General features: G+C 72.9%; 26 protein-coding genes. 11 read left to right on the top strand and 15 right to left on the bottom strand.

Going from position 1 to position 26796, the window contains the following annotated elements; translation table 11 throughout:
* Positions 1-112: 112 nt before the first annotated feature.
* Complete coding sequence (gene nucS, locus IEY78_RS16375; protein WP_189098927.1) at positions 113-775, bottom strand: endonuclease NucS; 663 nt, start codon at positions 773-775, stop codon at positions 113-115.
* A 249-nt stretch (positions 776-1024) separates the two neighbouring features.
* On the opposite strand from nucS, the gene IEY78_RS16370 reads away from it, so the two are divergent.
* Positions 1025-1417: an SCO5389 family protein gene (locus IEY78_RS16370; RefSeq protein ID WP_189098925.1), complete on the top strand. Its 393-nt coding sequence runs from the start codon at positions 1025-1027 to the stop codon at positions 1415-1417.
* 155 nt (positions 1418-1572) lie between these two features.
* Here the strand turns inward: IEY78_RS16370 and IEY78_RS16365 are convergent, their stop codons facing one another.
* Positions 1573-2622: an LLM class flavin-dependent oxidoreductase gene (locus IEY78_RS16365; RefSeq protein ID WP_189098923.1), complete on the bottom strand. Its 1050-nt coding sequence runs from the start codon at positions 2620-2622 to the stop codon at positions 1573-1575.
* Positions 2623-2807: 185 nt separating this feature from the next.
* On the opposite strand from IEY78_RS16365, the gene IEY78_RS16360 reads away from it, so the two are divergent.
* Positions 2808-3125 (top strand): Rv1322 family protein, encoded by a 318-nt coding sequence (locus tag IEY78_RS16360; RefSeq protein ID WP_189098921.1) that lies wholly within the window; start codon positions 2808-2810, stop codon positions 3123-3125.
* Positions 3126-3145: 20 nt separating this feature from the next.
* On the opposite strand, the gene IEY78_RS16355 is transcribed toward IEY78_RS16360, so the two are convergent.
* The 7 genes from IEY78_RS16355 to mce form a co-directional block, all read right to left on the bottom strand.
* Positions 3146-4084 carry an ABC transporter permease gene (locus IEY78_RS16355; protein ID WP_189099086.1) on the bottom strand — a complete coding sequence of 313 codons (939 nt, stop codon included), beginning with the start codon at positions 4082-4084 and terminating at the stop codon, positions 3146-3148.
* A 407-nt stretch (positions 4085-4491) separates the two neighbouring features.
* Positions 4492-5772 carry an ABC transporter ATP-binding protein gene (locus IEY78_RS16350; RefSeq protein ID WP_189098919.1) on the bottom strand — a complete coding sequence of 427 codons (1281 nt, stop codon included), beginning with the start codon at positions 5770-5772 and terminating at the stop codon, positions 4492-4494.
* Positions 5773-5934: 162 nt separating this feature from the next.
* Complete coding sequence (locus IEY78_RS16345; protein WP_189098917.1) at positions 5935-6708, bottom strand: ABC transporter permease; 774 nt, start codon at positions 6706-6708, stop codon at positions 5935-5937.
* A 3-nt stretch (positions 6709-6711) separates the two neighbouring features.
* Positions 6712-7740: an ABC transporter ATP-binding protein gene (locus IEY78_RS16340; protein ID WP_189098915.1), complete on the bottom strand. Its 1029-nt coding sequence runs from the start codon at positions 7738-7740 to the stop codon at positions 6712-6714.
* Between the two features lie 171 nt (positions 7741-7911).
* Positions 7912-8850 carry a coiled-coil domain-containing protein gene (locus IEY78_RS16335; protein WP_189098913.1) on the bottom strand — a complete coding sequence of 313 codons (939 nt, stop codon included), beginning with the start codon at positions 8848-8850 and terminating at the stop codon, positions 7912-7914.
* 113 nt (positions 8851-8963) lie between these two features.
* A complete protein-coding gene (gene scy, locus IEY78_RS16330; RefSeq protein WP_189098911.1) occupies positions 8964-13214 on the bottom strand; it encodes a polarized growth protein Scy in 4251 nt (1416 codons plus the stop codon).
* A 208-nt stretch (positions 13215-13422) separates the two neighbouring features.
* Positions 13423-13863 (bottom strand): methylmalonyl-CoA epimerase, encoded by a 441-nt coding sequence (mce, locus tag IEY78_RS16325; protein WP_189098909.1) that lies wholly within the window; start codon positions 13861-13863, stop codon positions 13423-13425.
* A 173-nt stretch (positions 13864-14036) separates the two neighbouring features.
* On the opposite strand from mce, the gene IEY78_RS16320 reads away from it, so the two are divergent.
* Positions 14037-15212, top strand: a complete 1176-nt coding sequence (locus IEY78_RS16320) for an acetyl-CoA C-acetyltransferase (RefSeq protein ID WP_189099084.1) — start codon at positions 14037-14039, stop codon at positions 15210-15212.
* A 71-nt stretch (positions 15213-15283) separates the two neighbouring features.
* Positions 15284-16243 carry a methylmalonyl Co-A mutase-associated GTPase MeaB gene (gene meaB, locus IEY78_RS16315; protein WP_189098907.1) on the top strand — a complete coding sequence of 320 codons (960 nt, stop codon included), beginning with the start codon at positions 15284-15286 and terminating at the stop codon, positions 16241-16243.
* 467 nt (positions 16244-16710) lie between these two features.
* Here the strand turns inward: meaB and IEY78_RS16310 are convergent, their stop codons facing one another.
* Positions 16711-17364, bottom strand: coding sequence for a PepSY domain-containing protein (locus IEY78_RS16310; protein ID WP_189098905.1), 654 nt, complete (start codon positions 17362-17364; stop codon positions 16711-16713).
* A gap of 109 nt (positions 17365-17473) precedes the next feature.
* Here IEY78_RS16310 and IEY78_RS16305 point away from each other — a divergent pair, with 109 nt between their 5' ends.
* Complete coding sequence (locus IEY78_RS16305) at positions 17474-18187, top strand: response regulator transcription factor (protein ID WP_189098903.1); 714 nt, start codon at positions 17474-17476, stop codon at positions 18185-18187.
* On the top strand, positions 18180-19619 hold the full coding sequence (locus tag IEY78_RS16300) for a sensor histidine kinase (protein ID WP_229699992.1): 1440 nt from the start codon (positions 18180-18182) through the stop codon (positions 19617-19619). Before IEY78_RS16305 ends, IEY78_RS16300 begins: the two co-directional genes overlap by 8 nt.
* 51 nt (positions 19620-19670) lie before the next feature.
* Here the strand turns inward: IEY78_RS16300 and IEY78_RS16295 are convergent, their stop codons facing one another.
* The 4 genes from IEY78_RS16295 to IEY78_RS16280 all read right to left on the bottom strand — a co-directional run bounded on the left by IEY78_RS16295 (position 19671) and on the right by IEY78_RS16280 (position 22323).
* Positions 19671-20147, bottom strand: a complete 477-nt coding sequence (locus tag IEY78_RS16295; RefSeq protein WP_189098901.1) for a MarR family winged helix-turn-helix transcriptional regulator — start codon at positions 20145-20147, stop codon at positions 19671-19673.
* Between the two features lie 117 nt (positions 20148-20264).
* Positions 20265-21038: an AIM24 family protein gene (locus IEY78_RS16290; protein WP_189098899.1), complete on the bottom strand. Its 774-nt coding sequence runs from the start codon at positions 21036-21038 to the stop codon at positions 20265-20267.
* Positions 21035-21685, bottom strand: a complete 651-nt coding sequence (locus IEY78_RS16285) for an AIM24 family protein (RefSeq protein ID WP_189098897.1) — start codon at positions 21683-21685, stop codon at positions 21035-21037. Before IEY78_RS16285 ends, IEY78_RS16290 begins: the two co-directional genes overlap by 4 nt.
* Positions 21685-22323, bottom strand: a complete 639-nt coding sequence (locus IEY78_RS16280; RefSeq protein ID WP_189098895.1) for an AIM24 family protein — start codon at positions 22321-22323, stop codon at positions 21685-21687. The genes IEY78_RS16285 and IEY78_RS16280 overlap by 1 nt, the downstream gene beginning before the upstream one ends.
* 235 nt (positions 22324-22558) lie before the next feature.
* Between IEY78_RS16280 and IEY78_RS16275 the strand changes: the two genes are divergently transcribed.
* Positions 22559-22909 (top strand): DUF3817 domain-containing protein, encoded by a 351-nt coding sequence (locus IEY78_RS16275; protein WP_189098893.1) that lies wholly within the window; start codon positions 22559-22561, stop codon positions 22907-22909.
* Positions 22906-23211, top strand: coding sequence for an MTH1187 family thiamine-binding protein (locus tag IEY78_RS16270; protein WP_189098891.1), 306 nt, complete (start codon positions 22906-22908; stop codon positions 23209-23211). Before IEY78_RS16275 ends, IEY78_RS16270 begins: the two co-directional genes overlap by 4 nt.
* Before the next feature lie 10 nt (positions 23212-23221).
* On the opposite strand, the gene IEY78_RS16265 is transcribed toward IEY78_RS16270, so the two are convergent.
* Positions 23222-24208, bottom strand: coding sequence for an ArsR/SmtB family transcription factor (locus IEY78_RS16265; RefSeq protein ID WP_189098889.1), 987 nt, complete (start codon positions 24206-24208; stop codon positions 23222-23224).
* An 83-nt stretch (positions 24209-24291) separates the two neighbouring features.
* Here IEY78_RS16265 and IEY78_RS16260 point away from each other — a divergent pair, with 83 nt between their 5' ends.
* The 3 genes from IEY78_RS16260 (at position 24292) to IEY78_RS16250 (ending at position 26665) form a co-directional block, all read left to right on the top strand.
* Complete coding sequence (locus IEY78_RS16260; protein WP_189098887.1) at positions 24292-25680, top strand: MFS transporter; 1389 nt, start codon at positions 24292-24294, stop codon at positions 25678-25680.
* Positions 25681-25723: 43 nt separating this feature from the next.
* Positions 25724-26233, top strand: coding sequence for a MarR family winged helix-turn-helix transcriptional regulator (locus tag IEY78_RS16255; protein WP_189098885.1), 510 nt, complete (start codon positions 25724-25726; stop codon positions 26231-26233).
* A gap of 99 nt (positions 26234-26332) precedes the next feature.
* Positions 26333-26665: a DUF3817 domain-containing protein gene (locus IEY78_RS16250; protein WP_189098883.1), complete on the top strand. Its 333-nt coding sequence runs from the start codon at positions 26333-26335 to the stop codon at positions 26663-26665.
* Positions 26666-26796: the final 131 nt, after the last annotated feature.

Raw genomic sequence — 26796 nt, 5'->3', positions numbered from 1 at the left:
GCGCGACGGCCCGGTCCATGACCGGGCCGTCGCGCTGTGCGATGCTCCGCTGTGCTCCGGGGTTCTGCCCCGGGGGGATCATGGCCGAGAAGCCCCCCGGGGGCCGGCGGGGTCAGAACAGGCGCAGCTTGTCGTCCTCGATGCCGCGCAGTGCGTCGTAGTCCAGGACGACGCAGTCGATACCGCGGTCGGTGGCCAGCACCCGCGCCTGCGGCTTGATCTCCTGAGCGGCGAAGACGCCCTTCACCGGGGCCAGATGCGGGTCGCGGTTGAGGAGTTCGAGATAGCGGGTGAGCTGCTCGACACCGTCGATCTCACCGCGGCGCTTGATCTCCACGGCGACGGTCCGGTGATCGGCGTCCCGGCACAAGATATCCACCGGGCCGATGGCAGTGGGGTATTCACGCCGAATCAGGGAGTATCCCTCGCCGAGGGTTTCGATCCGGTCCGCGAGCAGCTCCTGGAGGTGCGCCTCCACCCCGTCCTTGATGAGGCCGGGGTCGACGCCGAGTTCGTGCGAGGAGTCGTGCATGACCTCCTCCAGGGTGATGATGAGCTTCTCGCCGCCCTTGTTCTCCACCGTCCACACGTCCCCGTCGCCCTCCTTGAGGGTGCACGGCGGCGACATCCAGTTGAGGGGTTTGTAGGCCCGGTCGTCCGCGTGAACGGAGACGGAGCCGTCGGCCTTCACCAGGATGAGGCGGGGGGCCGAGGGGAGGTGGGCGGTGAGCCGGCCCGCGTAGTCCACGGAGCAGCGGGCGATGACGAGACGCATGGGGCGAAACGCTACTCGACCGGAGGCCCCGCACGCGATTCGCCCTGGGTCACTGTGCCTTTACGGGGGAAATCCCCGCACCCCCGGCGCCCGCCAATGGCCGGTTGTATGTGCAATCTCCTGGTGCGGGCACCTTGCGCGGCATACCGTTGAAGCGGGGGGTCGTGAGGCGAACACGCTGTGTCGCGAAACCCCTTGTCCCGTCCCTAGGCCCCGTCCGTCCCGGCGGGGCCGCGAGAGGAGAACCTCATGTCGCTCGACGTCTCACCGGCCCTCCTCGAACAGGCCGAGCGAGGCGAGGTCGACGAAGCCGCATTTGTCGACTGCGTCCGGACCTCCCTGCCCTATGCATGGGGGATGATCAGCTCTCTGGTGGCTCAGCTGAAGGTCGACGGCGGAGAGTTCGCCGACAATCAGACGCCTCCGCCGGACGAGCAGGCGCGCGGGCAGCTGCTTCGCGCACTGGCGAGTGACGCCATCCGTGGTTCGCTGGAGCGCCACTTCGGTGTGCGACTCGCCTTTCAGAACTGCCACCGGGTCGCCGTCTTCCCGCTCGACCCGGCGGTGGACGACCGTCTGGCCCGCTTCATCTCCATACGGGGCCAGCTGCTGAATCAGTCGCCGCAACTCCGCGACTGCTGACCGCCGTTGCTGCCGCTGCGCACAGGGTTGTGAGACGCACCGTTCCGGTGTGCCAGCGGCAGCACTCTCCCAGGACGGGGACAACTCCCGGGCACGGCGCGGGGCTTCACCGCGCGCGGGTGCCCCCACCCGCGCACGGCGGCGCCCCGGACCTCTCACTCCACCTGCGGCAGGACTTCCGCGCCCAGCCGGCGCACATTCTCCTCCGTCGCCGCGAGATCACCGGAGCCCTCGACGAGCAGCGCGAAGCGGGTGATGCCCGTGCGCTCCGACGTCGCCGCCAGCCGGTCCGCACACATCCGCGGCGGGCCGACGGGGTGCAGCCCGCACAGCAACTCCGTGTACGCCAGCGGATCACGCATCGCGCGGTAGCGGCCGTCGACGGTCACATGCGCGCCCAGGCCCTGCCGCAGCCAGCCGGGCATCGCCTTGGTCAGGGACTCCCGCGCGGCCTCCCGGTCGTCGGCGATCTGGACCACGCCCGCCGAGACATGCGCGGCCGCGGCCACCTCGTCGCCGTCCCGGCCCGCCTCCAGGGCGGCCGAGCGCCACAGCGCGACCATCTCCGCCTTCTCCTCGTCACCGCAGTGCATGCCCAGCAGCATGGGCAGCCCGCGCTCGGCGGCCGTGCGCACCGAGGCGGGGGAGGTGCAGGCCACCACCACGGGTGGGCCCGGGGGCCCGGCGCAGGGATCGTCCGGAGCGGTCAGCGCCTGGTCCGGCCGCGGCACCACCGCCACCTCCCGGAACGCGTACCGCTCGCCCTCCGCGCCGACCCGCGGCTCGCGCAGCCAGCGCAGCAGCAGGTCGAGGGACTCGGGGAAGCCGTGGTCGTACGCGGCGAGCCCGGCGCCGAAGACCTCCAGATCCACCCAGGGGCCGCCCCGGCCCACACCGAGCGTGAAGCGCCCGCCGGTGGTCAGATGCAGCAGCGCCGCCTGCTCACCGAGCGCCACCGGATGCTGGGTCGGCAGCACGCTGACCGCCGTCCCGACACCGATCCGGCGGGTGCGCCCCAGCAGCAGCGCCGCCAGCGTCACCGCGCTCGGACAGACGCCGTACGGCACGAAATGGTGTTCCGCCAGCCAGACGTCGTCGAGTCCGGCCTCCTCCGCGATCTCCGCGGAGCGCACCGCGCGGTGCAGTGCTTCCCCCTGTCCCTGGCCCGGGAATTGAGCGGCCAGGATGAAAGCCCCAACGCGCATCGCTCTCTGCCTCCTCGCAGCCGACGCGACTCCCCCCACCGGCAACAACGGGTGACACGTGCCAAGGGCACGGCCTGACGCGAAATTTCCCGATGATCGCAGAATCCTGCCGAGCGGAGTCCACCCCTGACCGAGCCGCGTACGCTGGTGACATCCCGTGACCCCGTGACCCTCCGAGGTGCTCTGTGTCCCCGCGTCGAAACCGCCAGTACGGCGGCGCGAAGCCCATCGACCGCACGGGCGGTGACCGCTACGGCCTGGAACGCACCGAGGAGTGGCGCGGTGAGACCTGGGTCGTCCGGCAGCTGGGGGGCGGCGGCGCGGCCAAGCACTACCGCTGCCCCGGCTGCGACCAGGAGATCCCGCCCGGGGTGCCGCATGTCGTCGCCTGGCAGCAGCACGGTGATGTCGACGACCGCCGGCACTGGCACAAGGCGTGCTGGAACGCACGGGACCGCCGGAGCGCACGGCTCCAGCGGTCCAGGAACGCGCCCAGGTACTGAGCGGTCGAGCGGCGGGCGCGTCAGACGTCGCGCTGCGCGACGGCGGCGTAGGCGCCGCCCAGCACCACCGCGGTGACCCCGGCCAGGATCAGCAGCGGGGTCCAGCCGCTGGGACCCGTGGTGAGGAACGGGATGTCGTAGAGCTGCGCCAGGGCGCTGGGCACCGAGTACTCGATCAGCACCCGCTGGAGGTCCTTGACGCTCTCGCCCTGGAGGAACAGGGCCAGCAGCATCGGCAGCAGCACGACGCCCATCATCGTGCTGATCGCGCCCGCGGAGTGCCGCAGCAGGGCGCCGACGGCCAGCGCCAGCAGACCGAGCAGCGCGACGTACAGACCGGCGCCGAGGGTGGCGCGCAGCCACTGGTCGGTGGTCGGCGCGGGGCCCCTGAGCAGGGCGGTGTCGAGCAGCGCGACCACGGTGGTCGCGATCGTGGTGAGCACCAGCGCGAGGGCGAAGAAGACGACCGCCTTCGCGGTCAGCACCCGGGCGCGGCTGGGGCAGGCGGTCAGCGTCGTACGGATCATGCCGGTGCCGTACTCGGACGAGATCGACAGCACGCCCAGGGTGATCACGCACAGGCTGCCGAGCAGGACGCCGACGAAGCCGACGCCGAGCAGCGGGTCCATCACCCGGGTCGAGCCCGCCGCGAGGGTGGCCAGCAGGCCGATGCCGACGGTCAGGGAGACCATCACGCCCAGCGTCCAGATCGTCGAGCGCAGCGAGCGGATCTTGGTCCACTCGGACGCCAGCGCATGGCCGAGGTGGGTGGGGCGCACGGGGATGGGCGAGACATAGCCGCCCGCTCCGGCCCAGGCCTGCTGGGGGTGGGCCTGCTGGGCGTGGGCCTGGTGCGGGACGGGGGGCTGCTGGGCCTGGGGGTGGTGCCGGGGGTCCTGGGCGGGCTGCGGCGCGGGCGCGTGCTGCTGCGCCTGCTGCTGTGCCTGGGGCTGGAGCATCATCGTGCCGGCGTCCCGGCCCGGTCCGTGCGCCGCCAGGTGCTGCGGCGGGGCCGGCTGCTGGGGCTGGAGCATCATCGTGCCCGGCTCCCCGGGCTGCTGCGGGGGCGGTGCGGGCTGCCCAAGGGCGGCCTGCTGCCCGGGCTGCTGCTGGGCCTGGAGCGTCATGGTGCCGGGCTCCCCGGCGGGCGGCTGCGGCGCGGGGGGCTGCTGGGGCTGGAGCATCATCGTGCCCGGCTCGCCGGCGGACGCGGGCCGCTGACCGGGCTGCTGCGGCTGCTGCTGACCGGGCTGCGCGGGGGCGGCGGGCGGTTCCTGGGGCGGCAGCGGCGGCGCGGCCGGCAGCGGCTGCTCCCGTGCGCCGGTGTCGTCGGATCCGCGCTCAGGCTGCGGCTGCTGAGGGCTGGTCATCGGGCTTCCTCGTGGTGCGGCGTGGGCTGGTCTGCGGGGGCGGCGGGCGGCGCGAACGGGGCCGCGGGCGGCATCGGCGCGGCGGGCTGCTGCCCGTACGGGTGAGGCGCGGCGTACGACGCGGGAGCCCCGTACGGGTGACCCTGAGCCGGCCCGGGAGGCGGCTGGCCCGGCCCGGGAACGGCACCGGGCGCCTGGGCGTACGGATTGGGGTGGCCCGGTCCGGGCATGCCCGCCGGGACCTGCCCCGGCATGCCGGGCTGACCGGCCGGATACCCGGGACCACCCGGGAACCCCTGCGGGCCGGGCCCCTGCGGGGCGTACCCGGCGGGGGTCTCCTGCAGACCGGCCCGCGCGTCGGCCGTCGAGCGGTAGTCCACGGCGCCCTGCGTCATCCGCATGTACGCCTCCTCCAGGGACGCCTGGTGCGGCGACAGCTCCCACAGCCGGACCTCGGCGGCGTGCGCGAGGTCGCTGATGCGGGGGAGCGGCAGCCCGGTCACCCGCAGCGCGCCGTCCGGCTCGGGGGTGATCTGCCCGCCCGCCTCACCGAGCGCGGCGGTCAGCTTCTCGCGCTGCTCCGGTGCGGAGTCCGGGGTGCGTACTCGGGCGAAGTCGGCGGAGTTGGCCGAGATGAAGTCCTTGACCGACATGTTCGCCAGCAGCTGGCCCCGGCCGATCACGATCAGGTGCTCGGCGGTCAGCGCCATCTCGCTCATCAGGTGCGAGGAGACGAAGACCGTGCGGCCCTCGGACGCCAGCTGCTTCATCAGATTGCGCACCCACAGGATGCCCTCGGGGTCGAGGCCGTTGACCGGCTCGTCGAAGAGGAGGACCTGCGGATCGCCGAGCAGCGCCGCGGCGATGCCCAGCCGCTGGCCCATGCCGAGCGAGAAGCCCTGGGAGCGCCGTCCCGCGACGTCCTGGAGGCCGACCACCTTGAGCACCTCGTCGACCCGGCCGGCCGGGATGCCCGACAGCTGGGCGAGCGAGAGCAGGTGCTGGCGCGCGCTGCGCCCGCCGTGCACGGCCTTGGCGTCGAGCAGCGCGCCCACCTGGCGCGGGGCGTTGGGGAGCCGGCGGTAGGGGCGGCCGGCGATGGTCGCGTGCCCCGAGGTCGGTGCGTCCAGGCCCAGGATCATGCGCATCGTGGTCGACTTGCCGGAGCCGTTGGGCCCCAGGAAGCCGGTCACCGTGCCCGGCCGTACCTGGAACGACAGGTTGTACACGGCCGTCTTGGCGCCGTAGCGCTTCGTCAGGCCGACTGCCTCGATCATTCTCCGCCCCTCGCGAGATGCCTCGGGGCAGAGGCGCCCTCGTACCCCCGTGAGGGTTAGGAGGCTATCCGTAGATTGACGGTTCCCGTCAATTGGGACGGGACGCCGTGCCGGCCCGCCGCCGGCGGAGAGGCGGGTGACGGGCCGGTGCGCGGGCGTTGGCTACGCGTCCCGGCGCCTCAGCAGGACGTAGCCGCCGATCAGCGCCACCACCGTCCAGGCGATCATGATGCCGAGCCCGCCCCACGGTCCGTACGGCACATCGCTGTTGGCGGGCGCGACCACTTGCATGATCTTCGAGCCCGCCTGGTCCGGCAGGTAGCGGCCGACCTTCCGGGTCGCCGAGACATTGCCGAGGATGTTGGAGATCAGGAAGAAGAACGGCATCAGGATGCCCAGCGACAGCATCGGACTGCGCAGCATCACGGCCACCGCCATCGAGAACAGCGCGATCAGCGTCATGTAGAGCCCGCCGCCGAACACCGCGCGCAGCACCCCCGGATCGCCGAGGTGCGCGCGCAGGTCGCCCAGCATCGCCTGCCCCGCGAAGAACGCCACGAAGCTGGTCGCCAGGCCGACCGCGAAGACCAGTGCGGTGGCCACCAGCACCTTGCAGAACAGGAAGGTGCCGCGCTGCGGGACCGCCGCCAGCGAGGCCCGGATCATGCCGGTGCTGTACTCGTTGGAGACCACCAGCACCCCGAAGACGATCATCGCCAGCTGGCCCAGCCCCATCCCGGAGAAGCTGATGTTGGTGGCGTCGAACGACAGCCGCTGCCTGGCCGGCATGGAGTGGAAGTCGTTGCTCGCCAGGAAGCAGATCAGCATGCCCAGCGCGATGGTGAGCACCGCGGCGATGCCCAGCGTCCACACCGTGGACCGGACCGATCTGATCTTGGTCCACTCCGACCGAATGACCTGCCCGAGTGCCGCCATCCGTCAGCTCCTCTTCTTCTGCCAGTCGGCACCCCAGCCGGACGGCTGCGGCTCGCCGGGCCGTGCCCCGGCCGGCTCGGGGGTCCGGGCACCCGGCGCGGCGCCCGCCTGCGCCGGCACCGGCTCGCCGTCGTGTGCGTGGTACTCCACCGACTCCGCCGTCAGCTGCATGAACGCCTCTTCCAGGGACGCCTGCTGGGGGCTCAGCTCGTGCAGCACCAGCTGGTGCGCCGCGGCCAGCTCGCCCAGCCGGTCGGCGGGCACCCCGTCGACCTCCAGCGAACCGTTGCCGGCCACCGCCGCGTCGATGCCCTCGGAGTGCAGCAGGTCCAGCAGCTTCTCCCGCTCCGGGGACCGCATCCGGACGTAGGACCGGGAGTTCTGCTGGATGAAGTCCCGCATCGAGGTGTCGGCCATCAGCCGGCCCTGCCCGATCACGATCAGATGCTCGGCGGTCAGCGCCATCTCGCTCATCAGGTGCGAGGAGACGAAGACCGTGCGGCCCTGGGACGCGAGGTTCTTCATCAGATTGCGGATCCAGTGGATGCCCTCGGGGTCGAGGCCGTTGACCGGCTCGTCGAAGAGGAGGACCCGCGGATCGCCGAGCAGCGCCGCGGCGATGCCCAGCCGCTGGCTCATCCCGAGCGAGAACCCCTTCGCCCGCTTCTTGGCGACCGCGCTCAGCCCCACGGTGTCCAGCACCTCGGAGACCCGGCCGCGCGGAATGCCGTTGCTCTGTGCCAGACACAGCAGATGGTTGGCGGCGCTGCGGCCGCCGTGCACCGACTTCGCCTCCAGCAGCGCCCCGATATAGGTGAGCGGATCCCGGAGCTGGCGGTAGTGCTTGCCGTCGATCCGGACCGTCCCCGCCGTCGGGTTGTCCAGGTCGAGCATCATCCGCATGGTGGTCGACTTGCCCGCGCCGTTGGGGCCGAGGAAGCCGGTGACGATGCCGGGCCGCACCGTGAAGGTGAGGTCGTCCACGGCGACCTTGTCGCCGTAATGCTTGGTCAGCCCCTCGAGCTCGATCATGTACGGCACGCTAGGCGCGGCCGTGGGGCCCTGCCACCGGAGCGGGGCCGCCCGGCTGACCCCCCGTACGCACCGCGCCCCCGCGACCACCGGGACGGCGGTACGGGGGCGTCGGAAGCGGCGGGCCGAGACCTGCCGGGGCGCCGGCCGGCGCGGGCCGGTGGGGGAGGGTCAGCGGGTCTGCTGGGCGGGGACGCCGCGCGAGACGGTCTCCTCGTCGCCGGGGGCACCGGCCGCGGCCACCGCCGCACCGGTCAGCGTCGCGAGCATCTCGCGGACGTTGGTCAGCTGCGCGTTGATCGAGTCGCGGCGGTTGGTCAGCGCCGCCAGCTCGCGCTCGGATTCGCTGCGGATACGGTCGGCCTTGGCGTTGGCGTCCGCCACGATGTCCTCGGCCTGGCGCTGCGCGGTCTCCACCGTCTGGCGGGCCCGGCGCTCCGCGTCCGTGCGCAGCTTCTCGGCCTCCAGGCGGAGCTGCTCGGCGCGGTGCTCGATCTCGGCGAGCCGCTTCTCGGCCTTGGCCTGACGCGAGGCCAGGTCGCGCTCGGACTGCTCACGGCGCTTGGCGAGGTTGGTCTCGAAGTCCGCGGCGGCCTGGGCCGCCTTGGCGCGGGTCTCCTCGAAGAGGGAGTCCGCCTCCTCGCGCTTGGACTGCGCGTCCTTCTGGGCCTCGGCGCGCAGCGTGGACGCCTCGCCCTTGGCCTTCTCGACGATCCGGGCGCCCTCGTCCTCCGCCTTCGACTTGCGCTCGGAGGCGAACGCCTCGGCGTCGTTGCGGACCTGCTGGGCGGCCGACTCGGCCAGCTCGCGGTGCTGCTCGGCGGCCCGGCGGGCCTCCTCGCGCAGATCCTTCGCCTCTTCCTCGGCGAGCCGGAGGATCTTCTCCACGCGCGCCCCCAGGCCCGCGTAGGACGGTTCGGCGTCATTGACCTGCGCCTGGGCGTTCTGCGTCTCGAGGTGCAACTCCTCGATCCGCTTTTCCAGCGACGTGATGCGGGCCAGCGCGCTGTCGCGATCGGCGACGAGCTTCGTAATGCGGTCGTCCACCTGACCGCGGTCGTACCCACGCCGCACGAGCTCGAAGCCGAAGGGGGAGGAAGTGTCGCTCATGGGGTTCCTGTCGAAGAGACCGGTGAGGTGATACGGAGAATCCTAGGGGCCATAACGGCGTGTCATCGAGTCAATGCCGGTTTGATCTGGAGAATGTCCCCTCATTTGAGTGGCTACCCTTCAGACTGCTTGCCACTCGAACGAGTTGCCCCCGCTCCGGCGGCCGCCTTCACACCCCCGCCCTTGCCCTCCCCGTTCCCGCCGGGCGTCTCGAACGATTCCAGCGCCTCCAGCACGTCCTGGACGCGGGAGATCTCGGCGTTGATGTCCTCGCGCCGGCGCACCAGGACCTCCAGCTCCCGCTTGCCCTCGTCCACGATGCGGGCGGCCTCTTCCTCGGCCTCGCGGCGCCGCGCCTCCGCGTCGCGCACCGCCTCGGCTTTCTTGTTCTCGGCCTCCTTGATCAGGCCCTCGGCCTTCTTCACCGCCGAGATCCGGACCTTGCTCGCCTCGCTGTTGGCGTCCGCGACCATCCGGTCGGCCTTCTCCTCGGCCTCCACCTGCTGGGCGGTGGCCTGCGCGATGAGCTTGTCGACGCGCTCGCCGGCGTTCTTCATCGTCTCCGCCGACTCCCGGCGGGCCCGCTCGTGCAGCTCCTCGACCTCGGACTCGATCCGCTGGCGCAGCTCCTCGGCGCGCTCGCGGATGCCGGTGGCGTCGCGGCGGGCCTCCTCCAGCAGGGTGTTCGCGTCCGTGCGGGCCTTCTCCACCCGCTCGTTGCCGTCGGAGGCCGCCTCCGCGAGGACCCGCTCGGCCTCCTTGCGGGCCGCCCCCACCATCGTGTCGGCCTGCTCCTCGGCGGCGGTGGCCGCCTTGAGCGCCTCCTCCTGGGCCCGGGCGACGAGCTGGTCGGCCTGCTCGGCGGCGTCCCCGCGGCGCTGGGCCGCGTCCTTGCGCGCCTCGTCGAGCAGCCGGTCCGCCTCCTGCTGGGCCTCGGTCCGGGTCCGCTCGGCCGCGGCCTCGGCGTCCTCCTTGACCTTCGCGGACTCGTTGCGGGTGCGGTTGGCGTGCTCCTGCGCGGCGGTGACCGTCTCGGCCGCGTCCGCCCGCAGCCGGTCCGCCTCCGCGGTGGCCGTCGCGTGCATCCGGTCCGCCTGCTCCCGGGCGTCGGCCCGGGTGCGGTCCGCGTCCCGCTCGGCGTCCGCGGTCGTCTCCGCCGCCTCCGTGCGCAGCCGCTCCGCCTCGGTCGCGGCCTCCGACATCAGCTGGTCGGCCTGCTCCGCGGCGTCCGAGCGGGTCTTGTTCGCCGCCTCGCGTGCCTGGTCGCCGGTGCGCTCCGCGTCCACCCGGGCGCTCTCCAGCGCCTCGGCCGCCTCGGCGCGCAGCCGCTCCGCCATCCCGGTCGCCTCCGCGACCAGCGCCTGGGCGTGCTGCTCGCCCTCCGCGCGCAGCCGGTCGGCGGCCTGCTGGGCCTCCTGGACGATCCGGTCGGCGTCGCCCTGCGCCGAAGACGTCAGCTCGGTGGCCTCGGTGACGATGCGTTCGGCCTCGGTACGGGCCTCGGTGATCAGCCGGTCGGCCTGCTCCGCGGCGTCCGCGCGCATCCGGTTCGCGTCGTCCCGCGCCTCCGCACGGGCCCGGGCCGCGTCCTGCTCGCCCGACGCCAGCGCGTCCGAGGCGTCGGTGCGCAGCTGCTGGGCCTTCGCGGTGGCGTCCGCGACCAGCTTCTCGGCCTGCGCGGTCGCCTCCGACACCAGCCGGTCGGCCTGCTCGGCGGACTCGGTGCGCAGCGTGCCGGCCTCCCGGCGCGCCTCGTCGAGCCCCGCGGCCGCCTCGGCGCGCAGCCCCTCGGCCTCCTCGATGGCCTCGGAAACCGCCCGCTCGGCAAGGGACTTCGCGTCGTCCCGTGCTTCCTGCGCCTCCTGGCGCACCCGGACGGCCTCCTCGGAGGCGCGCTCGCGCTCCTCGTAGGCCTCCTTGCGGAGCCGGTCCGCCTCGTCCTGCGCCTCGGCGGTGGTGCGCTCCGCGGCGTGCTCGGCCGCCGAACGCAGCCCGGCGATCTCCTCACCGGCCTGCTCGTGCAGCCCCGCGACGGAGTCCCGCACCTGCTGGGCGGTCTGCTCGGCCGCCGCCATCAGCTCGCCGGCCCGCCGGTCGGCGTCCTCGACGAGCCGCTCGGCCTCCTCCTGGGCCTCGCCGACCCGGGTACGGGCCGCCGCCAGCAGCTCCTCGCTCTGCTCGCGCGCCGCGGTGCGCTCCTGGTGGGCCTCCTCGCGGGCCTCGCCCAGCTGCTGCTCGGCCTCCCGGCGCCGCCGCGCGGCCTCCTCCTGGGCCGCGGCCAGCGCCTGCGCTGCCTCCGTGCCCGTGCGCTCCGCGGCGGTCGCCGCCTCCGCGCGCACCCGGTCCGCGGTCTCCTGCGCCTCCGCCTTCAGCCGCTCGGCCTCGGCCGACGCCTCGGTGCGCAGCCGTACCGCCACCGCCTCGGCCTCGTCCCGCGCCGCCGACGCGTCGGCCGCGGCCTCCGCGCGCAGCCGCTCGCTCTCCTCCTCGGCCTGCTGCTCCAGGGTCCGGCGCCGCTCGGCCGACTCCGCCTTGAGGCGGGCCGCCTCCTCCTGGGTCTCCCGGCGCAGCCCCTCCGCCTCGGCGCGGGCGTCGCGCAGCCGCTGCTCGGCGGCGGTGACCTTCTCCTCCGCCTCGGTGCGCAGCCGGTCCAGCTCGGCCTGCGCCTCGGCCCGCCGCTCCTGCGCGGCCTCCTCGGCCTCGGCGCGCAGCCTCGCTGCGGACTCCTCCGCCTCGGTGGTGACCATCTCGGCGGCCTGGGCGCCCTCGGTGAGCAGCTCCTCGGCCTCCGAGCGGGCCCGCTCCAGGGCCTCCTCGGCCTGCCGGCGCAGCGACGTGGCGCGCTCGATGGCCTCCGTCCGCACCCGCTCGCTCTCCGCGACGGCGCCCGAACGGGTCTCCTCGGCGTCGTTCTTGGCCTTGCCCAGCAGCTCCTCGGCGGACCCGGCCGCCTCCTCGATCTGCTGGACCGCCTCGCGGCGGGCCTCGCTGCGGATCCGCTCGCCCTCGGCGACCGCGTCCGCCCGCAGCTGCTCGGCCTCGCCGCGCAGCCGCCGCGCCTCCTCCTGGAGTTCGACGGTCTTGGCGCGGTACTCCTTGGTGTCGTCCTTTGCCGCGCCCTTGAGCTGCGCGACGGTGTCGTGCGCCTCCTCGCGCAGCCGGTCCGCCTCGGACTCGGCCTCGTGGCGGAGCCGTTCGGCCTCCTCGGCGGCGGCCTTGGTGGTGGCCTTGGCGTCCTCCGACGCCTTGGTCAGCACCTCCTCGGCGGTGCGCGCGGCCTTCGCCAGCTGCGCGGCGGAGTCCTCGGCGGCCTGGGAGCGGGCGGACTCCTGGGCCTCGGCGAGCAGTCGCTCGGACTCCGTGCGGGCGTCGGTCCGCAGCTGCTCGGCCTCGGCCTTGAGCGCCTCGGCCTCCTTGGTGGCCTCCCCGACGAGGCGGGCGATCTCCGCCTTGGCGGTGCGGGTGCGCTGCTCGTTGTCCGACTCGACCGCCGACAGCCGCTTGGCGGCGGCCTGCTGCGCCTCCTCGACGAGCTTCTCCGCCTCGGCGCGCGCCTCGCGCAGCGCCGTGTCGGCCTCCTGGATGCGGGTCTCGGCGCTGCGGGTCAGCTCCGCGGCCTGCCGGCGCGCCTCCTCCGACTCGCTGCCGACGCTGGTGCGCAGCTGCTCGGCCTGGTCGGTGGCCTCCTGGGCCTGGCTGGAGGCGGCGTTCAGCAGCCGCTCGGCGTCCGTACGCGCCCGGCGCAGGATGGCCTCCGCCTCGCCGCGGGCCTGCTCCGCCTCGGAGCCGAGCCGCTCACGGGCGCGTTCGGCCAGCCGCTGGGCCTCGGCGCGGGCGGCCGTCAGCGCCTGCTCGGCCTCCGCCCGGGACTCCTCCATCAGCCGGCGGGCCTGCGACTCCGTACGGGCGCGCAGCTGTTCGGCCCAGGCGACGTTCTCGTTGACGTGCGACTCGACGGTCTGGCGGCGCTCGTTGAGCTCCTCGTCGAGCCGCTGGCGGCGGGTGACCGCCTCGGCGTGCAGCTCGGCCTCCAGCCGGGACTGCCGCTCGGACTGCTCCTGGAGCAGCCGCTGGGTCTGCGCCCGCGCCTCGCGGACCTCCCGCTCGGCGTCCGAACGCAGCTGATCGGCCTGGATCTGCGCATTGCGCAGCAGTTGTTCGGCCTGATGGCTGACGTTGTCGTAGGCAGGGCGGGTCGCGAGGTTGCGGCGCGCCTCATGGAGCTTGGCGCGCAGCACCTCGACCTGGTAGCCGAGGTCGTCGGCGTGCTGAACGGCCTTGTCCCGCTCGCTCTTCAGCCGCTCCATCTCGGCCTCGAACTGCGAGAGGTGGTCGTCAGCCTCGTAGCGGTCGTTGCCCCGCACTGCGCGGTCCCATCCGTCCCCTGGTCATGGTGGCGGCCGTCTCCGGATACTGCAGTGCTCGCCCCGTACACGTCACGTCGTACGGACTCGCACCCCTCGGAGCTGACCCTTCCGAAGAAATGGTGTCAGATCATCGGCAGGGTATGGACCGAGCCCCACTCCCTTACCCCGGCCGAAGCTGCACTCTACCGGCCGGGGAAGGCAAAGGTCAGTGGTCCGCCGCGGCAGGGGGCGCCGCGGTGACAAGTTCTGTGAGAACCCCATGGCAGTCCTTGGGGTGCAGGAAGGTGATCCGCGACCCCATCGAACCCGTCCTGGGCTCGTCGTAGAGGACCCGTACGCCCTTGCCGCGGATGGCCTCGGAGTCGCCGTCGACGTCCGCGGTGCCGAAGGCGATGTGGTGCACGCCCTCGCCGTTCTTGGCAAGCCACTTGCCCACCGCGGAGTCCTCGCGGGTGGGCTCCAGGAGCTGGAGGTAGGAGGCTCCGCCGTCCGAGGTCTCATTGATCTTGAGCATGGCCTCCCGGACGCCCTGCTCCTCGTTGACCTCGGAGTGGAACACCTCGAAGCCGTACGTGGCACGGTAGAACTCGACAGTCTTGTCGAGGTCGAAACAGGCGATCCCGATGTGGTCGATTCGCGTCAGCATGGCTCCAGTGCACCCCTCTCATGGCCGGTTACGCAACGTGCGCGCGATCACACCCGCTTGCCGGTGACCCGGCGCGTACCGCTCAGTACATTGACGGGAACCCTCGTTAACTTCCCTGCAAAGGAAGGCCGCACCGCATGTCTGCAACGAACGGCACCAACGGCAGCACCTCAGTGATCGTGGCGGGAGCGCGCACCCCCATGGGCCGGCTCCTGGGATCCCTGCGGACCTTCTCCGGCGCGGATCTGGGCGGTGTCGCCATCAAGGCCGCGCTGGACCGGGCGGGCATCGGCGGCGACCAGGTGCAGTACGTGATCATGGGCCAGGTCCTGCAGGCCGGGGCGGGGCAGATCCCGGCACGTCAGGCCGCCGTCAAGGCCGGCATCCCGATGAACGTCCCCGCCCTGACCATCAACAAGGTCTGCCTCTCCGGCCTCGACGCGATCGCGCTGGCCGACCAGCTCATCCGCGCCGGTGAATTCGACGTCGTCGTCGCGGGCGGCCAGGAGTCCATGACCAACGCCCCGCACCTGCTCCCGAAGTCCCGCGAGGGCTACAAGTACGGCGCCGTCGAGATGCTCGACGCGATGGCGCACGACGGCCTGACGGACGCCTTCGAGAACATCGCGATGGGCGAGTCGACCGAGAAGCACAACACCCGTCTGGGTATCGCCCGGGCGGAGCAGGACGAGGTCGCCGCGCGCTCCCACCAGCGGGCCGCCGCGGCGCAGAAGAACGGGCTCTTCGAGGCCGAGATCACCCCCGTGGAGATCCCGCAGCGCAAGGGCGAGCCGGTCGTCTTCAGCAAGGACGAGGGCATCCGCGGCGAGACCACCGCCGAGTCCCTGGGCAAGCTGCGCCCGGCCTTCGCCAAGGACGGCACGATCACCGCCGGCAGCTCCTCGCAGATCTCCGACGGCGCCGCCGCGGTCGTCGTGATGAGCAAGGCCAAGGCCCAGGAGCTCGGCCTGGAGTGGATCGCGGAGATCGGCGCCCACGGCAATGTCGCCGGCCCCGACAACTCCCTCCAGTCCCAGCCCTCCAACGCGATCAACCACGCCCTGAAGAAGGACGGCCTGGCCGTCGCCGATCTTGACCTGATCGAGATCAACGAGGCGTTCGCGGCGGTCGCGGTGCAGTCCGTGAAGGACCTCGGGGTGTCGCCGGAAAAGGTGAATGTCAATGGCGGCGCGATTGCGCTGGGTCACCCGATCGGGATGTCCGGCGCCCGGATCGTGCTGCATCTCGCGCTGGAACTGCGCCGGCGGGGCGGCGGCGTGGGTGCCGCCGCGCTGTGCGGGGGCGGCGGCCAGGGCGACGCGCTGATCATCCGCGTTCCGGGTAAGTAACCGAGGGCCCGTACGCCGGTGCGTGCGGGCGGCCGATGCGCGTACGAGCGAGCCGAAGGAGCCGAGCGGCGATGGTGGACGTTCCCCAGCTGGTGGAGCAGGCACGGCAGGGCCGGCCGCGGGCCGTGGCCCGGCTGATCTCCCTCGTGGAGGGGGCGTCGCCGGAGCTGCGCGAGGTGATGGCGGCCCTGGCGCCGCTCACCGGCAACGCCTACGTGGTCGGGCTGACCGGCTCCCCCGGTGTCGGGAAGTCCACCACCACCTCCGCGCTGGTGACGGCGTATCGCAAGACCGGCAAGCGGGTCGGCGTGCTCGCCGTCGACCCGTCCTCGCCGTTCTCCGGGGGCGCGCTGCTCGGCGACCGGGTGCGGATGAGCGAGCACGCCTCCGATCCCGGCGTCTACATCCGCTCGATGGCCACCCGCGGGCATCTCGGCGGGCTCGCCTGGGCCGCGCCGCAGGCCATCCGGGTCCTGGACGCGGCGGGCTGCGACGTGGTCCTCGTCGAGACGGTGGGTGTCGGGCAGTCCGAGGTGGAGATCGCCTCGCAGGCCGACACGAGCGTGGTGCTGCTCGCGCCGGGCATGGGCGACGGCATCCAGGCGGCCAAGGCGGGGATCCTGGAGATCGGCGACGTCTACGTGGTCAACAAGGCCGACCGGGACGGGGCCGATGCCACCGCGCGCGAGCTCAACCACATGCTGGGGCTGGGCGAGTCCCGGGCGGCGGGGGACTGGCGGCCGCCGATCGTCAAGACCGTCGCGGCGCGTGGTGAGGGTGTGGACGAGGTCGTGGAGGCGCTGGAGAAGCACCGGGCGTGGATGGAGGAGCGCGGGGTGCTGGGTGAGCGGCGGCGGTCTCGTGCGGCGCATGAGGTCGAGACGATCGCGGTCACGGCGTTGCGGGAGCGGATCGGTGATCTTCGGGGGGATCGGCGGTTGGATGCGTTGGCGGAGCGCATCGTTTCGGGGGAGACGGATCCGTATCGGGCGGCGGATGAGTTGGTGGAGGGGCTGACGAACGGGGACTGAGGCCGGGGGGTTGGTCCGCGGGGGCTTTGGGGCTTCGGCCGGTGAGGCTTGCGGGCTCTTGGGGCCGGTGTGTTCGGTGCGCCGGGTGGGGGTGGCGCTTTGCGGGGGTGTGGTGCCGTGGGGGTCGGAGGGGCCGCACCGGGGGCCGTCCTCGGCGCGGGCGCAGCTGGTACGCGGTGTTGGCGCCCCGATGTTCGCTCCGGGTCCTGCGGGCGGCCCCCGGTACGTCCCCTCCGACCCGGCGTTCGTACCCGGCTGCACGCCGTCCTTGGTGCCTCGCCCTTCGGCCGGTGATCGTGCCCGGCTGCCCGCCGTCCTTGGTGCTGCGCCCTCCGGCCAGTGATCGTGCCCGGCCGGTGTTCGTTCCTGGCTGCGGGTTGTCTTCGGTGCGGCGTCTTTGGCTGGTGTGCACGGCAGTGCCCGCCGTCCGCTGGGGGCGGGCGGCGGGCACTGGGGTGGGGGAGGGGTCAGTCGTCGGTGTCGTCGTCGTTGTCGTCCGCGGGGGCGGGGGTGAGGTTGCCCGACTGGGGGTTGACCAGCAGGGTCTGCTCCTTGCCGTTCTTGTCGGTGGTCTCGACCTCCCAGACGGGCTTCGTCCCGTGGTCGTCGTCCAGGTCGACGGAGGTCACCGTGCCGTGCGAGGCGGCGGTGCGGGCGGCCTCGGAGGCGTCCGTGCGGGTGTCCTTGAGGGCGTTCTTGAGGGCGGTGCGCTCCTGGCTGTCGTCCTCGTCGTCGCGGTCGATGTGCTGGTTCAGCACCCGTGCGGAGCCGGCGTCGAGGGTGACCTCGTGCTGCTTGCCGTCCTTGCCCAGCACGTCGGCCTCCCAGACCAGGCCGGAGCGGTCGTTGTCCAGGTCGAGGGCGGTCACGGTGCCGGGGACGGCCTTGAGGGCGGCGGCCGCGGCGTCCGGGGCGGTCACCTTGGCGGTCTTCGCCTCGCGGGCGTCGTCGTCGGTGGCGCCGTTCTGCACCTGGGCGGTGTCCTGGCCGGTCGCTCCGGTCTGGCGGGCGGTCTGCTGCGGCGCGGAGCCGCTGTCGCTGCCGGCCGCGACGGCGGTCACCGTGCCGCCCGCGAGGAGGGCGGCCGCGGCGGCGGTGGCGATGACGAGGTGGCGCTTCATGAGGTTTCTCCCTTGCGATCGGCTGTGCCCACACACTGGCTGAGCGGAGCTGAAGGGGAGCTGAAGCAGCCTGAAGGGGTCTTCAGGTTCCGGATGGCAGGCTGGGCGCATGCACCCGCACGTGTCCCGTCACCCCGTACCCGGCGCCGCGCGCCGCCCCTTCCGGCTCCTGATCGTCGAGGACGAGAAGCGGCTGGCGCTGTCACTGGCGAAGGGCCTGATGGCCGAGGGGTACGCGGTCGACGTGGTGCACGACGGCCTGGAGGGGCTGCGGCAGGCCGGTGAGGGCGGCTATGACCTGGTCGTGCTCGACATCATGCTGCCGGGGATGAACGGCTACCGGGTGTGCGGGGCGCTGCGGGCGGCCGGCCACGAGATGCCGGTGCTGATGCTGACCGCCAAGGACGGCGAGTACGACGAGGCCGAGGGGCTGGACACCGGCGCCGACGACTATTTGACCAAGCCGTTCTCGTACGTGGTGCTGGTGGCGCGGGTGAAGGCGCTGCTGCGCCGGCGCGGCCGGGACGCCGAACCGGTGCTGCGGGTGGGGTCGCTGGCCGTGGACCAGGGGGCCCGGCGGGTCGAGCGGGACGGCGCCGAGGTGGAGCTGACCGCGAAGGAGTTCGCCGTGCTGGAGCAGCTGGCGCTGCGGGCCGGCGAGGTGGTCTCCAAGGCGGAGATCCTGGAGCATGTCTGGGACTTCGCCTACGAAGGCGATGTCAACATCATCGAGGTGTATGTGAGTGCGCTGCGGCGCAAGCTCGGCGCGGGCCTCATCCTGACGGTGCGCGGCGCCGGATACCGGCTGGTGGCCGATGCGTAGGGCGCTGGGCTCCGTACGGGCCAAGGCGGCGGTGGGCGCCACCGTGGTGGTGGCGCTGGCGCTGATCGCCACGGGGGTGGCGGTGCTGCTGGTGCTGCGCAGCCACCTGCAGAGCCAGGCGGGGCTCCAGGCCGAGGTCCAGGCGCGGAACGTGGCCGGCCAGATCGCGACGGGGACGGCGTTCGACCAGCTGGACCTGCCGGACGGCGAGGACCGGCCGGTGGTGGTCACCGGTGACGGCGGGCGGGTGCTGGCCGTCGGTGAGGACGTGCGCGCCGTGGACGGCAAGCGCGTCGGGAAGGGGAAGGCGGCGGAAGGCTCCTCGAAGGACGGTTCCGACGACGGGGACGACGACGGGGACGACGACGGCGACAGCGGGCGCCGGCTCGGGCCCGGGGAGATCGATGACCATGCCGTCCTCCGGAGCGGGAGCGCCGATGTCGGGGGGAAGGTGGCCGACTACCGGTTCGCGTCCGTCGAGGCCAAGGACAGCCGCGGTACGTCGGTGACGGTGGTGGCCGGGTCGGCGCTGGCGCCGGAGGAGGACGCGGTCGCCTCGGTGCGCGACGCCATGCTGATCGGGCTGCCGCTGCTGCTCGTGGTGGTGGCGGGGGTGACCTGGCTGGTGACCCGGCGGGCGCTGCGGCCGGTGGAGGGGATCCGCGGGGAGATGGCCGCGATCACGGCGAGCACGGATCTGAGCCGGCGGGTGCCGGTGCCGTCGTCGCAGGACGAGGTCGGCCGGCTGGCGCGGACGACGAACGAGACGCTGGCGGCGCTGGAGCTGTCCGTGGAGCGCCAGCGGCGGTTCGTCGCCGACGCCTCGCACGAGCTGCGCAGCCCGATCGCGAGTCTGCGCACCCAGCTGGAGGTGGCGGTGGCGCACCCGGAGCTGCTGGACATGCCGGGTGCGGTGGCGGACACCGTGCGGTTGCAGCGGCTGGCGGCGGATCTGCTGCTGCTGGCCCGGCTGGACGCGGGGGAGCGGCCGTCGGATGCCCGGGTCGATCTGGCGGCGATGGTGCGCGAGGAGACCTCGCAGCGGCTCACGGACCGGGTGCCGGTGCGGATCGCGGAGCTGGCGGGCGGGGAAGTGGCGGGGTCGCGCGGCCAGTTGGCGCGGGTGCTGGGGAATCTGCTGGACAACGCGCAGCGGCATGCGGCCGAGTGGGTGCGGGTGTCCGTGGTGCGCGAGGGGGAGTGGCTGGCGCTGCGGGTCGAGGACGACGGGCCCGGGGTGCCGCCGGACGAGCGGGAGCGGATCTTCGAGCGGTTCGTCCGGCTCGACGACGCCCGGGCCCGCGACGACGACGACGACGGCGGCGCGGGGCTGGGGCTGGCCATCGCGCGGGACGTCGCGGTGCGGCACGGCGGCTCGCTGGCCGTGCGCACCGGGTCGGTGTTCGAGCTGCGGCTGCCGGCGGCCGGCTGAGGCCGCCCGGCCGGCCGGGCCCCGGCCCGCGCGGGGGCCGAGGCGGGCCGGTCAGAGACCGCCGCGTTCCTTGCGGAGGTGCTCGGCCACGGGGGTGAGGGAGGCGCGGAACGCCTGGAGGTCCTCGGCCGGGAACAGGTCGATGAAGTGCTTGCGGACCGAGGCGACGTGGTGCGGGGCCACCCGGCGCATGGTGTCCCAGCCCTCCTCGGTGAGCACGGCGTACAGGCCGCGGCGGTCCGACTCGCAGCTCTCGCGCCGCACCAGCCCGGCGTTCTCCATCCGGGTGATCTGGTGCGAGAGGCGGCTCTTGGACTGCAGGGTGCTGGTGGCCAGATCGCTCATCCGGAGCCGGTGGTCCTCGGCCTCGGAGAGGTTGACCAGGATCTCGTAGTCGTTGTTCGTCAGGCCGAACGGCTGCAGGTCGCGCTCGAGTTGGTGCATCAGCAGTCTGCTGACGTCCAGATGAGTGCGCCAGGCACGCTGCTCCTGGTCGGTCAGCCAGGGGGTGTCGCTGTCGGTCGTCATGGAGGAATTCTACCCGTAAATGTTGAATACTGAATTAAATGGGTGGGGGTGGTGACGTCGGCCGGCGGGGGCCGGATGTTGGTCAGACGTTCGAGGTCACCGTCCGCAGACTACCGCTCACAGCCCGAAGCGGCGCTGGAGGCTCCCGAGGTTGCCGGGCAACTGGGGCAGTTGTGAGCCACTTTGCGGGACGTGTCCGCCCCCGCCCGGAACGCCCGCTTCGGTGGGTACCGCGCCGGTCGCCAGCTCCGGCATCAGCTGTTCCGTGGACTGCAGCAGCACCGTGCCCGCGCCGACGAACTCGAATTGGTGCTCCTCGCCGGACACCCCGCCGATCCCCGTGTGGGCCCGCAGCCCGCCGAGGAATCCCCGCAGGTACTGGTGGTCGTAGTGATGGCAGGGGGACGGGCAGTCCGCCCAGCCGACCAGCGCCTGCGGGTCCACCCGGATCGGCGGCTCCATGAAGACCACCGGGCCGTTGGACGCGGCCACGAACTTGCCCGTGCCGATGAGGGTGAGGAAGCCCGGGATGATGGACTGCTTCAGCGACAGAGATGGCTGAAATGCGAGCAGGTTGCCCGAGCGAATCGTCAGGTTGCCGTCCTCCAGATCGAAGGAATTCACATCGAACGCACGGTCCGCCAGCAGCATTTTTCCGCGGCCCTCGGCGACGACCCAGTCCGCGGCGTGCAGTGGCGAATGGAAACTGCCGGCGATCAGGCGGTCCAGCCGGCCGTGCCCTATGCCGTGGAAGTCGATCTGCCCGTAGTAGGCGATCATCTTCCCCTTCTGCAGGAACCACTGGCCGTTCAGGTCGACGCTGAAGGTGTAGGCGTTGACGTTGTCGTCGACGGGCAGCGAGGAGACGTCATGGATGACGGGACCGGTCACAGCTTTTCCTCCGACGCCTGGACGTAGACGGTGCCCTGGCCCGACAGCTCCAGCTGGAAGGCCTCGCCCGAGCCGCGGCCGACCATGTCGCGCCAGCCGAGCGCCGTGGACAGTTTGTTGCGCACCTCGCCGCGGTGGGCGACATAGGCCTGCGGGTCGACATGGACCGGGCGCTGCGGGCCGATCGGCAGCTCGATGACGCCGCCGTGCGCCATCACCGCCACCGAGCCGACGCCCTTGAGGGTCGTGGTGAACAGGCCCTGGCCGGTGACCTGGCCGCGCACCATGCCCATCACCCCGCCCTGCGAGCCCATGAACATCGTGCCCTGCTGGAGGGAGCCGTCGAAGGCCAGCAGCCGGTCGGCCTCGACGTAGAGCGTCTCGCCGGTCAGGTCGACGGCATGGACGTGATGGCCGCCGTGGCCGAACATGACGGTCCCCGTGCCCTCCACGGTCATCAGGGGCGTGGCCTCGCCGGCGATGCGGCGGCCGATCATCGAGCCGACGCCGCCGCGGCCGCCCTGGATGTCGGGGGTGAAGGCGACCTCGCCGCGGTAGGCGAGCATCGCGCCGCGCTGGCTGTACAGCCGCTGGCCCGGACCGATCCGGGCCTCCACCATGCGGGAGTTGAGCGCCGTGAACGGCATCAGACCTCACCGCCCAGGGTGTTGCGCTCGCTGGGCTGGACGTAGACCAGGCCCTCGCCCTCGAAGCGGATCTGGAAGGCCTCGCCGGATCCCTCCCCGAGGAAGGTGCGGAAATTGACCCCGGACTGGAAGTGCTGCCGCAGCTCGCCGGTGTGGGCGACATAGGCGCCCGGGTCGACCTGGAGCGGGGACTGCTTGGTGACCCGCAGTACCACCGCGGGGCCGTCGGAGATGATCGCCGCCTGGCCGCTGCCCTCGACGGTGGTGGTGAACAGGCCGTTCCCCTGGGAGGCGCCGCGCAGGCCGGTGAAGGTCGTACCCGTGCGCAGCGCGGCGTCGGTGCACAGCAGATTGCCGGCCTCGACGTACAGCTTCTCGCCCTGCAGCCGGACGAGGTTGATCTCGCTGGCGCGGTCGGCGAAATAGCAGGTGCCGTGGCCCTTCACCTCCATCACCTCCATCTGCTCCCCCGTGAGCCGCCGGGTGACCATGCCGCGCAGGCCCTCGCCGCCGCCGGTCATCTTCTTGAACGACATCTGGCCGTCGTACGCGACCATCACACCGTTTTTCGCCTTGACGGCGTCGCCCGTCATGTCGACGGCGAGCACCTTGCTCCCCTGGAGCCGAAACTGAGCCACGGGTCAGACCGTAGTCGGCCCCGGCCGCGTGCGGCAGGGCCCGTGGCCCTGACTTCGCCCTGATCTCCGGGCGGAGCACGTCGGGGTGCCGAAGGTCACCGCACCCCGGCGCGGTGATCGCCGGAGCGGCTGTAACAATGGGGCCGAAGTTTGTGAACTCTTGCACAAGCCCGCCCGTCGCCCGATCACCCCCAGAAGACGGCGTTCCGCCGACCGCCACCCGAACGAGGTTCCCGTGGACATCAAGACCGCTGCCGCCCTGCACCGACTGCGCCTGGCCTCCGTCCCGGAGGCCATCTCCTTCCCGGCGCTGCTGATCTTCGGCACCGGCTTCCGCCTGGCCTTCGACTACGACTCCCTGGTGATGCCGCTCGGCATGATCCACGGACTGCTGTTCATCACCTACGTGGTGCTGCTGCTGGACGTGTGGAACCGCACCAAGTGGCCCGTCAAGCGCGTCGCCTTCTTCTTCCTGCTGGCGATCGTGCCGTTCGGCGGCCTCTACGGGGACCGGGTCCTCAAGCGCGAGGAGGAGGCCGGCGTGATCGCCGCCCGCGCCCGCAAGGAAGGCGTGCTGAACACATGATCGTCGCCTTCTCCGTGAGCCCGCTGGGCGTCGGCGAGGACGTCGGCGAGTACGTCGCCGACGCGGTCCGGGTCGTCCGCGAGTCGGGTCTGCCGCACCGTACGGACGCGATGTTCACCTCCCTGGAGGGCGAATGGGACGAGGTCATGGACGTCGTCAAGCGCGCGGTCGCGGCCGTCGAGGCCCGCTCCGGACGGGTCTCGCTGGTGCTCAAGGCCGACATCCGGCCCGGGGTCACCGACGGACTGACGTCCAAGGTGGCGACCGTCGAGCGCTACCTCGCCGACGGCGGCGCCTCCTGACCCGCACGCCTCAGCCGCCCGCCGCCAGCGCGATCCCCAGCGGCGTGCGGGCGTAGCGCACCCGGCGCCCGTCCCGGCGCGAGGTCAGCAGCCCGGCGTCGCGCAGGACGGACAGCTGCGCCGAGACGGACGACGGCGCCAGGCCGAGGCGGTGGGCCAGCTCCGTCGTGGTCGAGGGGGCGTCCAGGGCGGCCAGTACGGCGGCGCGGTTCGCCCCCAGCAGCCGGGCCAGCGCCGGGCCGGCCGCCGGCTCGGTCCACAGCCCGCCGATGCCGCGCGCCGGGTAGATCACGGTGGGCTGCCACGGCGGGTCGAACCCGCTGACCACATCCGGCCAGACGAAGACACTGGGCAGCAGCAGCACCCCGCGCCCGTCCAGGTCCTGCATCTGGACGAAGTCGGCACGGGTGCGGACGGTGAGGGTGCCGTCCGACCAGGACAGCCGCGGGTGCAGATCGGCGAACAGCAGCCGCAGCCCGCCGCCCGCCAACTGCTGTGACCGGTAGGCGATCTCGGCCTCCAGCAGCGCCCGCAGCCGCGGCCAGTCCGGGGCGAGCAGCGCCCGCCAGGCCCGTTCGGTGGCATCGGCCAGCTCATCGACCGCCCGCGCCGGGTCCGCCAGCGCCGCCCGGCCGCGCGCCGAGGCCGCGGCCTCCGGCCGGCCCGCCAGCGACTTGGCCATCTCGGCGCGGGCCAGGGCCGGGTCGGTGGCCCGCAGCCGGGCCAGCTCCTCGTCGAAGCCCGCCATCGGGGACTCCGGTGGACGGCCCAGGAAGTCGGGGGTGTAGCCGGGGGGCGAGGACGGCATGAAGAGCCACAGCGGGGACAGGTCCAGGCCGTCCAGCGCCCGGCGCATCCGGCGCAGCCACGGGACGTGGTAGCCGTGCCGGTCGGTGCGGCGCAGGGTGCGTACCGCCTCATGGGTCTCGCACAGCGGGGAGACGGCGAACCGGACGCGCAGGAAGTCGTCGGCACCGAAGTGGAGGTTCACCGGCACGGCGCGCGCTCCCTTCCCGGACCCAGGATTCGGCCGCAGCCGAAAGAGTACGGGCCCAGGACCGGCTCCGGCAGGCTGCGGACATGCCTTCGCCCTCCGGGCCCGCTCCGTCGGGCCCCACCCCCGCCTGCCCTGACGGCGACCGCGGCGCGGACACCGACGAGTGCGCCCGCGGCGGCCGGCCGGCCCGCTACCGCGCCGTCTTCGCCGTCCACGAGTTCCGGTACGTCTTCGCCGCGCACCTGCTGTCCTCGCTCGGCGTGGTCGTCTGCGAACTCGCCCTGTCCGTGCTGGTCTTCCGGCTCACCGCCTCGCCGCTGCTCGGCGCGCTGACCCTGGCGCTGGGGCTGCTGCCGTACGCGGTCGGCGGGACGCTGCTGTCGGCGCTCGCCGACCGGTGTCCGGCCCGGCGGGTGCTGGTCGGCTGCGATCTGCTGTGCGCCCTGGCGGCGGCCGCGATGGTGGCGCCGGGCACGCCGGTCTTGGGCCTGCTGGCGCTGCGCTGTGTGCTCGCCGCCGTCGCGCCGGTCTTCGCCGGTACCCGCGCGGCGACGCTGGGCGAGATCCTCGGTGCGGGGGAGCGGTTCGCGCTGGGGCGTTCGGTGATCCGCCTGGTGAACCAGGGCGCGCAGCTCGCCGGGTTCGGGGCGGGCGGTCTGCTGCTCGCCGCGGCGCCCGCGCGGACCGTGCTCGCGCTCACCGCGGGCAGCTTCCTCGGCTCGGCGCTGCTGCTGCGGCTGGGGACCCGGGCCCGGCCGGCCCGCGGCGGGGCGCCGGGCACGGCGGGGCGCGGTGCGCTGCTCGGGGCGTCGCTGGGCGGCGTCCGGCGGCTGCTGGCCGACCGCCGGGTGCGGGCGCTGCTGCTGCTGACGTGGCTGCCGCCGGCCTTCGTCGTCGTTCCGGAGGCGCTGCTGGTGCCCTACGCCGGTCTGCTGGGGGTGGGGCCGGCCGGGGCGGGGCTGCTGCTGTGCGCCATGCCGCTCGGTGCGGTGGTCGCGGAGGGCCTGGTGGGCTCGCTCCTCGGGCCGCGGGCCCGGGCCCGGCTGACCTTCCCCATGGGGTTCTTCGCCGTCCTGCCCTCGCTCGGCTTCGCCGCGCTCCCCTCCTTCGGCTGGGCGGTGCTGCTGCTGGTGCTGACCGGTACCGGGATCTCGTACAACTTCGGGGTCGACCGGTGGTTCACCGCCGCGGTCCCCGAGGAGCTGCTCGGCCAGGCGATGACGGTGCTGCAGGCGGGGCGGATGACCGTGATGGGGCTCGCGATGGGGCTGGCCGGGGCGGCCGCGGAGTGGGCGCCGCTGCGGGTGGTGATGCCGTCGGCGGGGGTGGTGGGAGTGATCGCGGTGGCGGCGGTGATCCGGGAGGTGCGGCGGACGGCGCGGGGGCCGGGCCGGGCGCGCGTCCGGGCGGGGCGCGGCGCGGCCGGACGGGTCCCCGGGGCGGCCGGACCGGCCCTCGGGCCCGAAAACTGAGACACGGCTGACCACCATGTGAGCCCCGGGTAGGGTCGGACGCGTGCCGAAGCCGCTCAGCCTTGCTTTCGACCCCATCGCACGCGCCGACGAACTGTGGCGGCAGCGCTGGGGGGCCGTGCCCTCGATGGCCGCCATCACCTCGATCATGCGCGCCCATCAGATCCTGCTGGCCGAGGTGGACGCGGTGGTCAAGCCGTACGGGCTGACCTTCGCGCGGTACGAGGCGCTGGTGCTGCTGACCTTCTCCAAGGCCGGTGAGCTGCCGATGTCCAAGATCGGTGAGCGGCTCATGGTGCATCCGACCTCGGTGACCAACACCGTCGACCGGCTGGTGAGGTCCGGTCTCGTCGCCAAGCGTCCCAACCCGAACGACGGACGGGGCACGCTCGCCACCATCACCGAAAAGGGTCGCGAGGTGTGTGACGCGGCCACCCGCGAGCTGATGGCGATGGACTTCGGGCTCGGGACGTACGACGCCGAGGAGTGCGGGGAGATCTTCGCGCTGCTGCGGCCGCTGCGGGTGGCGGCGGCCGACTTCAAGGACGAGTGACCGCTCTCCCGTTCCGGTGACCCTCCCGTTCCGGCTTCCCCTCCCGTTCGCAGGGGGGCGGCGAAGATCGGCCCGGAACCGGTGGTTACGCTCGTGGGCATGAAGCGAAGCGTCCTGACCCGCTACCGGGTGATGGCTTACCTCACCGCCGTGATGCTGCTGGTGCTGTGCACCTGCATGGTGTTCAAGTACGGCTTCGGGATGGGCAAGGACCTCACCCTGGTCGTCTCGCAGATCCACGGCGTGCTCTACATCGTCTACCTGGTCTTCGCCTTCGACCTGGGCTCCAAGGCCAAGTGGAAGTTCGGCAAGCTGCTGTGGGTGCTGATCGCCGGCACGATCCCGACCGCCGCGTTCTTCGTGGAGCGCAAGGTGGTCCGCGAGATCGAGCCGCAGCTCGCCGCCGAGGCGCCGGAGCCGGCGAAGGTCTGACGGCGGCCCCGGCCCGCCCGACGCGCCTGTCCCCGTGGGGCGGGCGCGTTCTCTTGCGTGTCCACGGTTACGGAAAGTGACACCAGTGACGCATGGGGCGATGCAGGGCCCGTTCCCGTCGACAATTACTA

The organism is Streptomyces kronopolitis (assembly GCF_014646275.1).
GTDB classification, from domain to species: Bacteria; Actinomycetota; Actinomycetes; order Streptomycetales; family Streptomycetaceae; genus Streptomyces; species Streptomyces kronopolitis.
The sequence above is the reverse complement of the archived record's forward strand: the minus strand, read 5'-3'. Positions and strand labels throughout refer to the sequence as shown.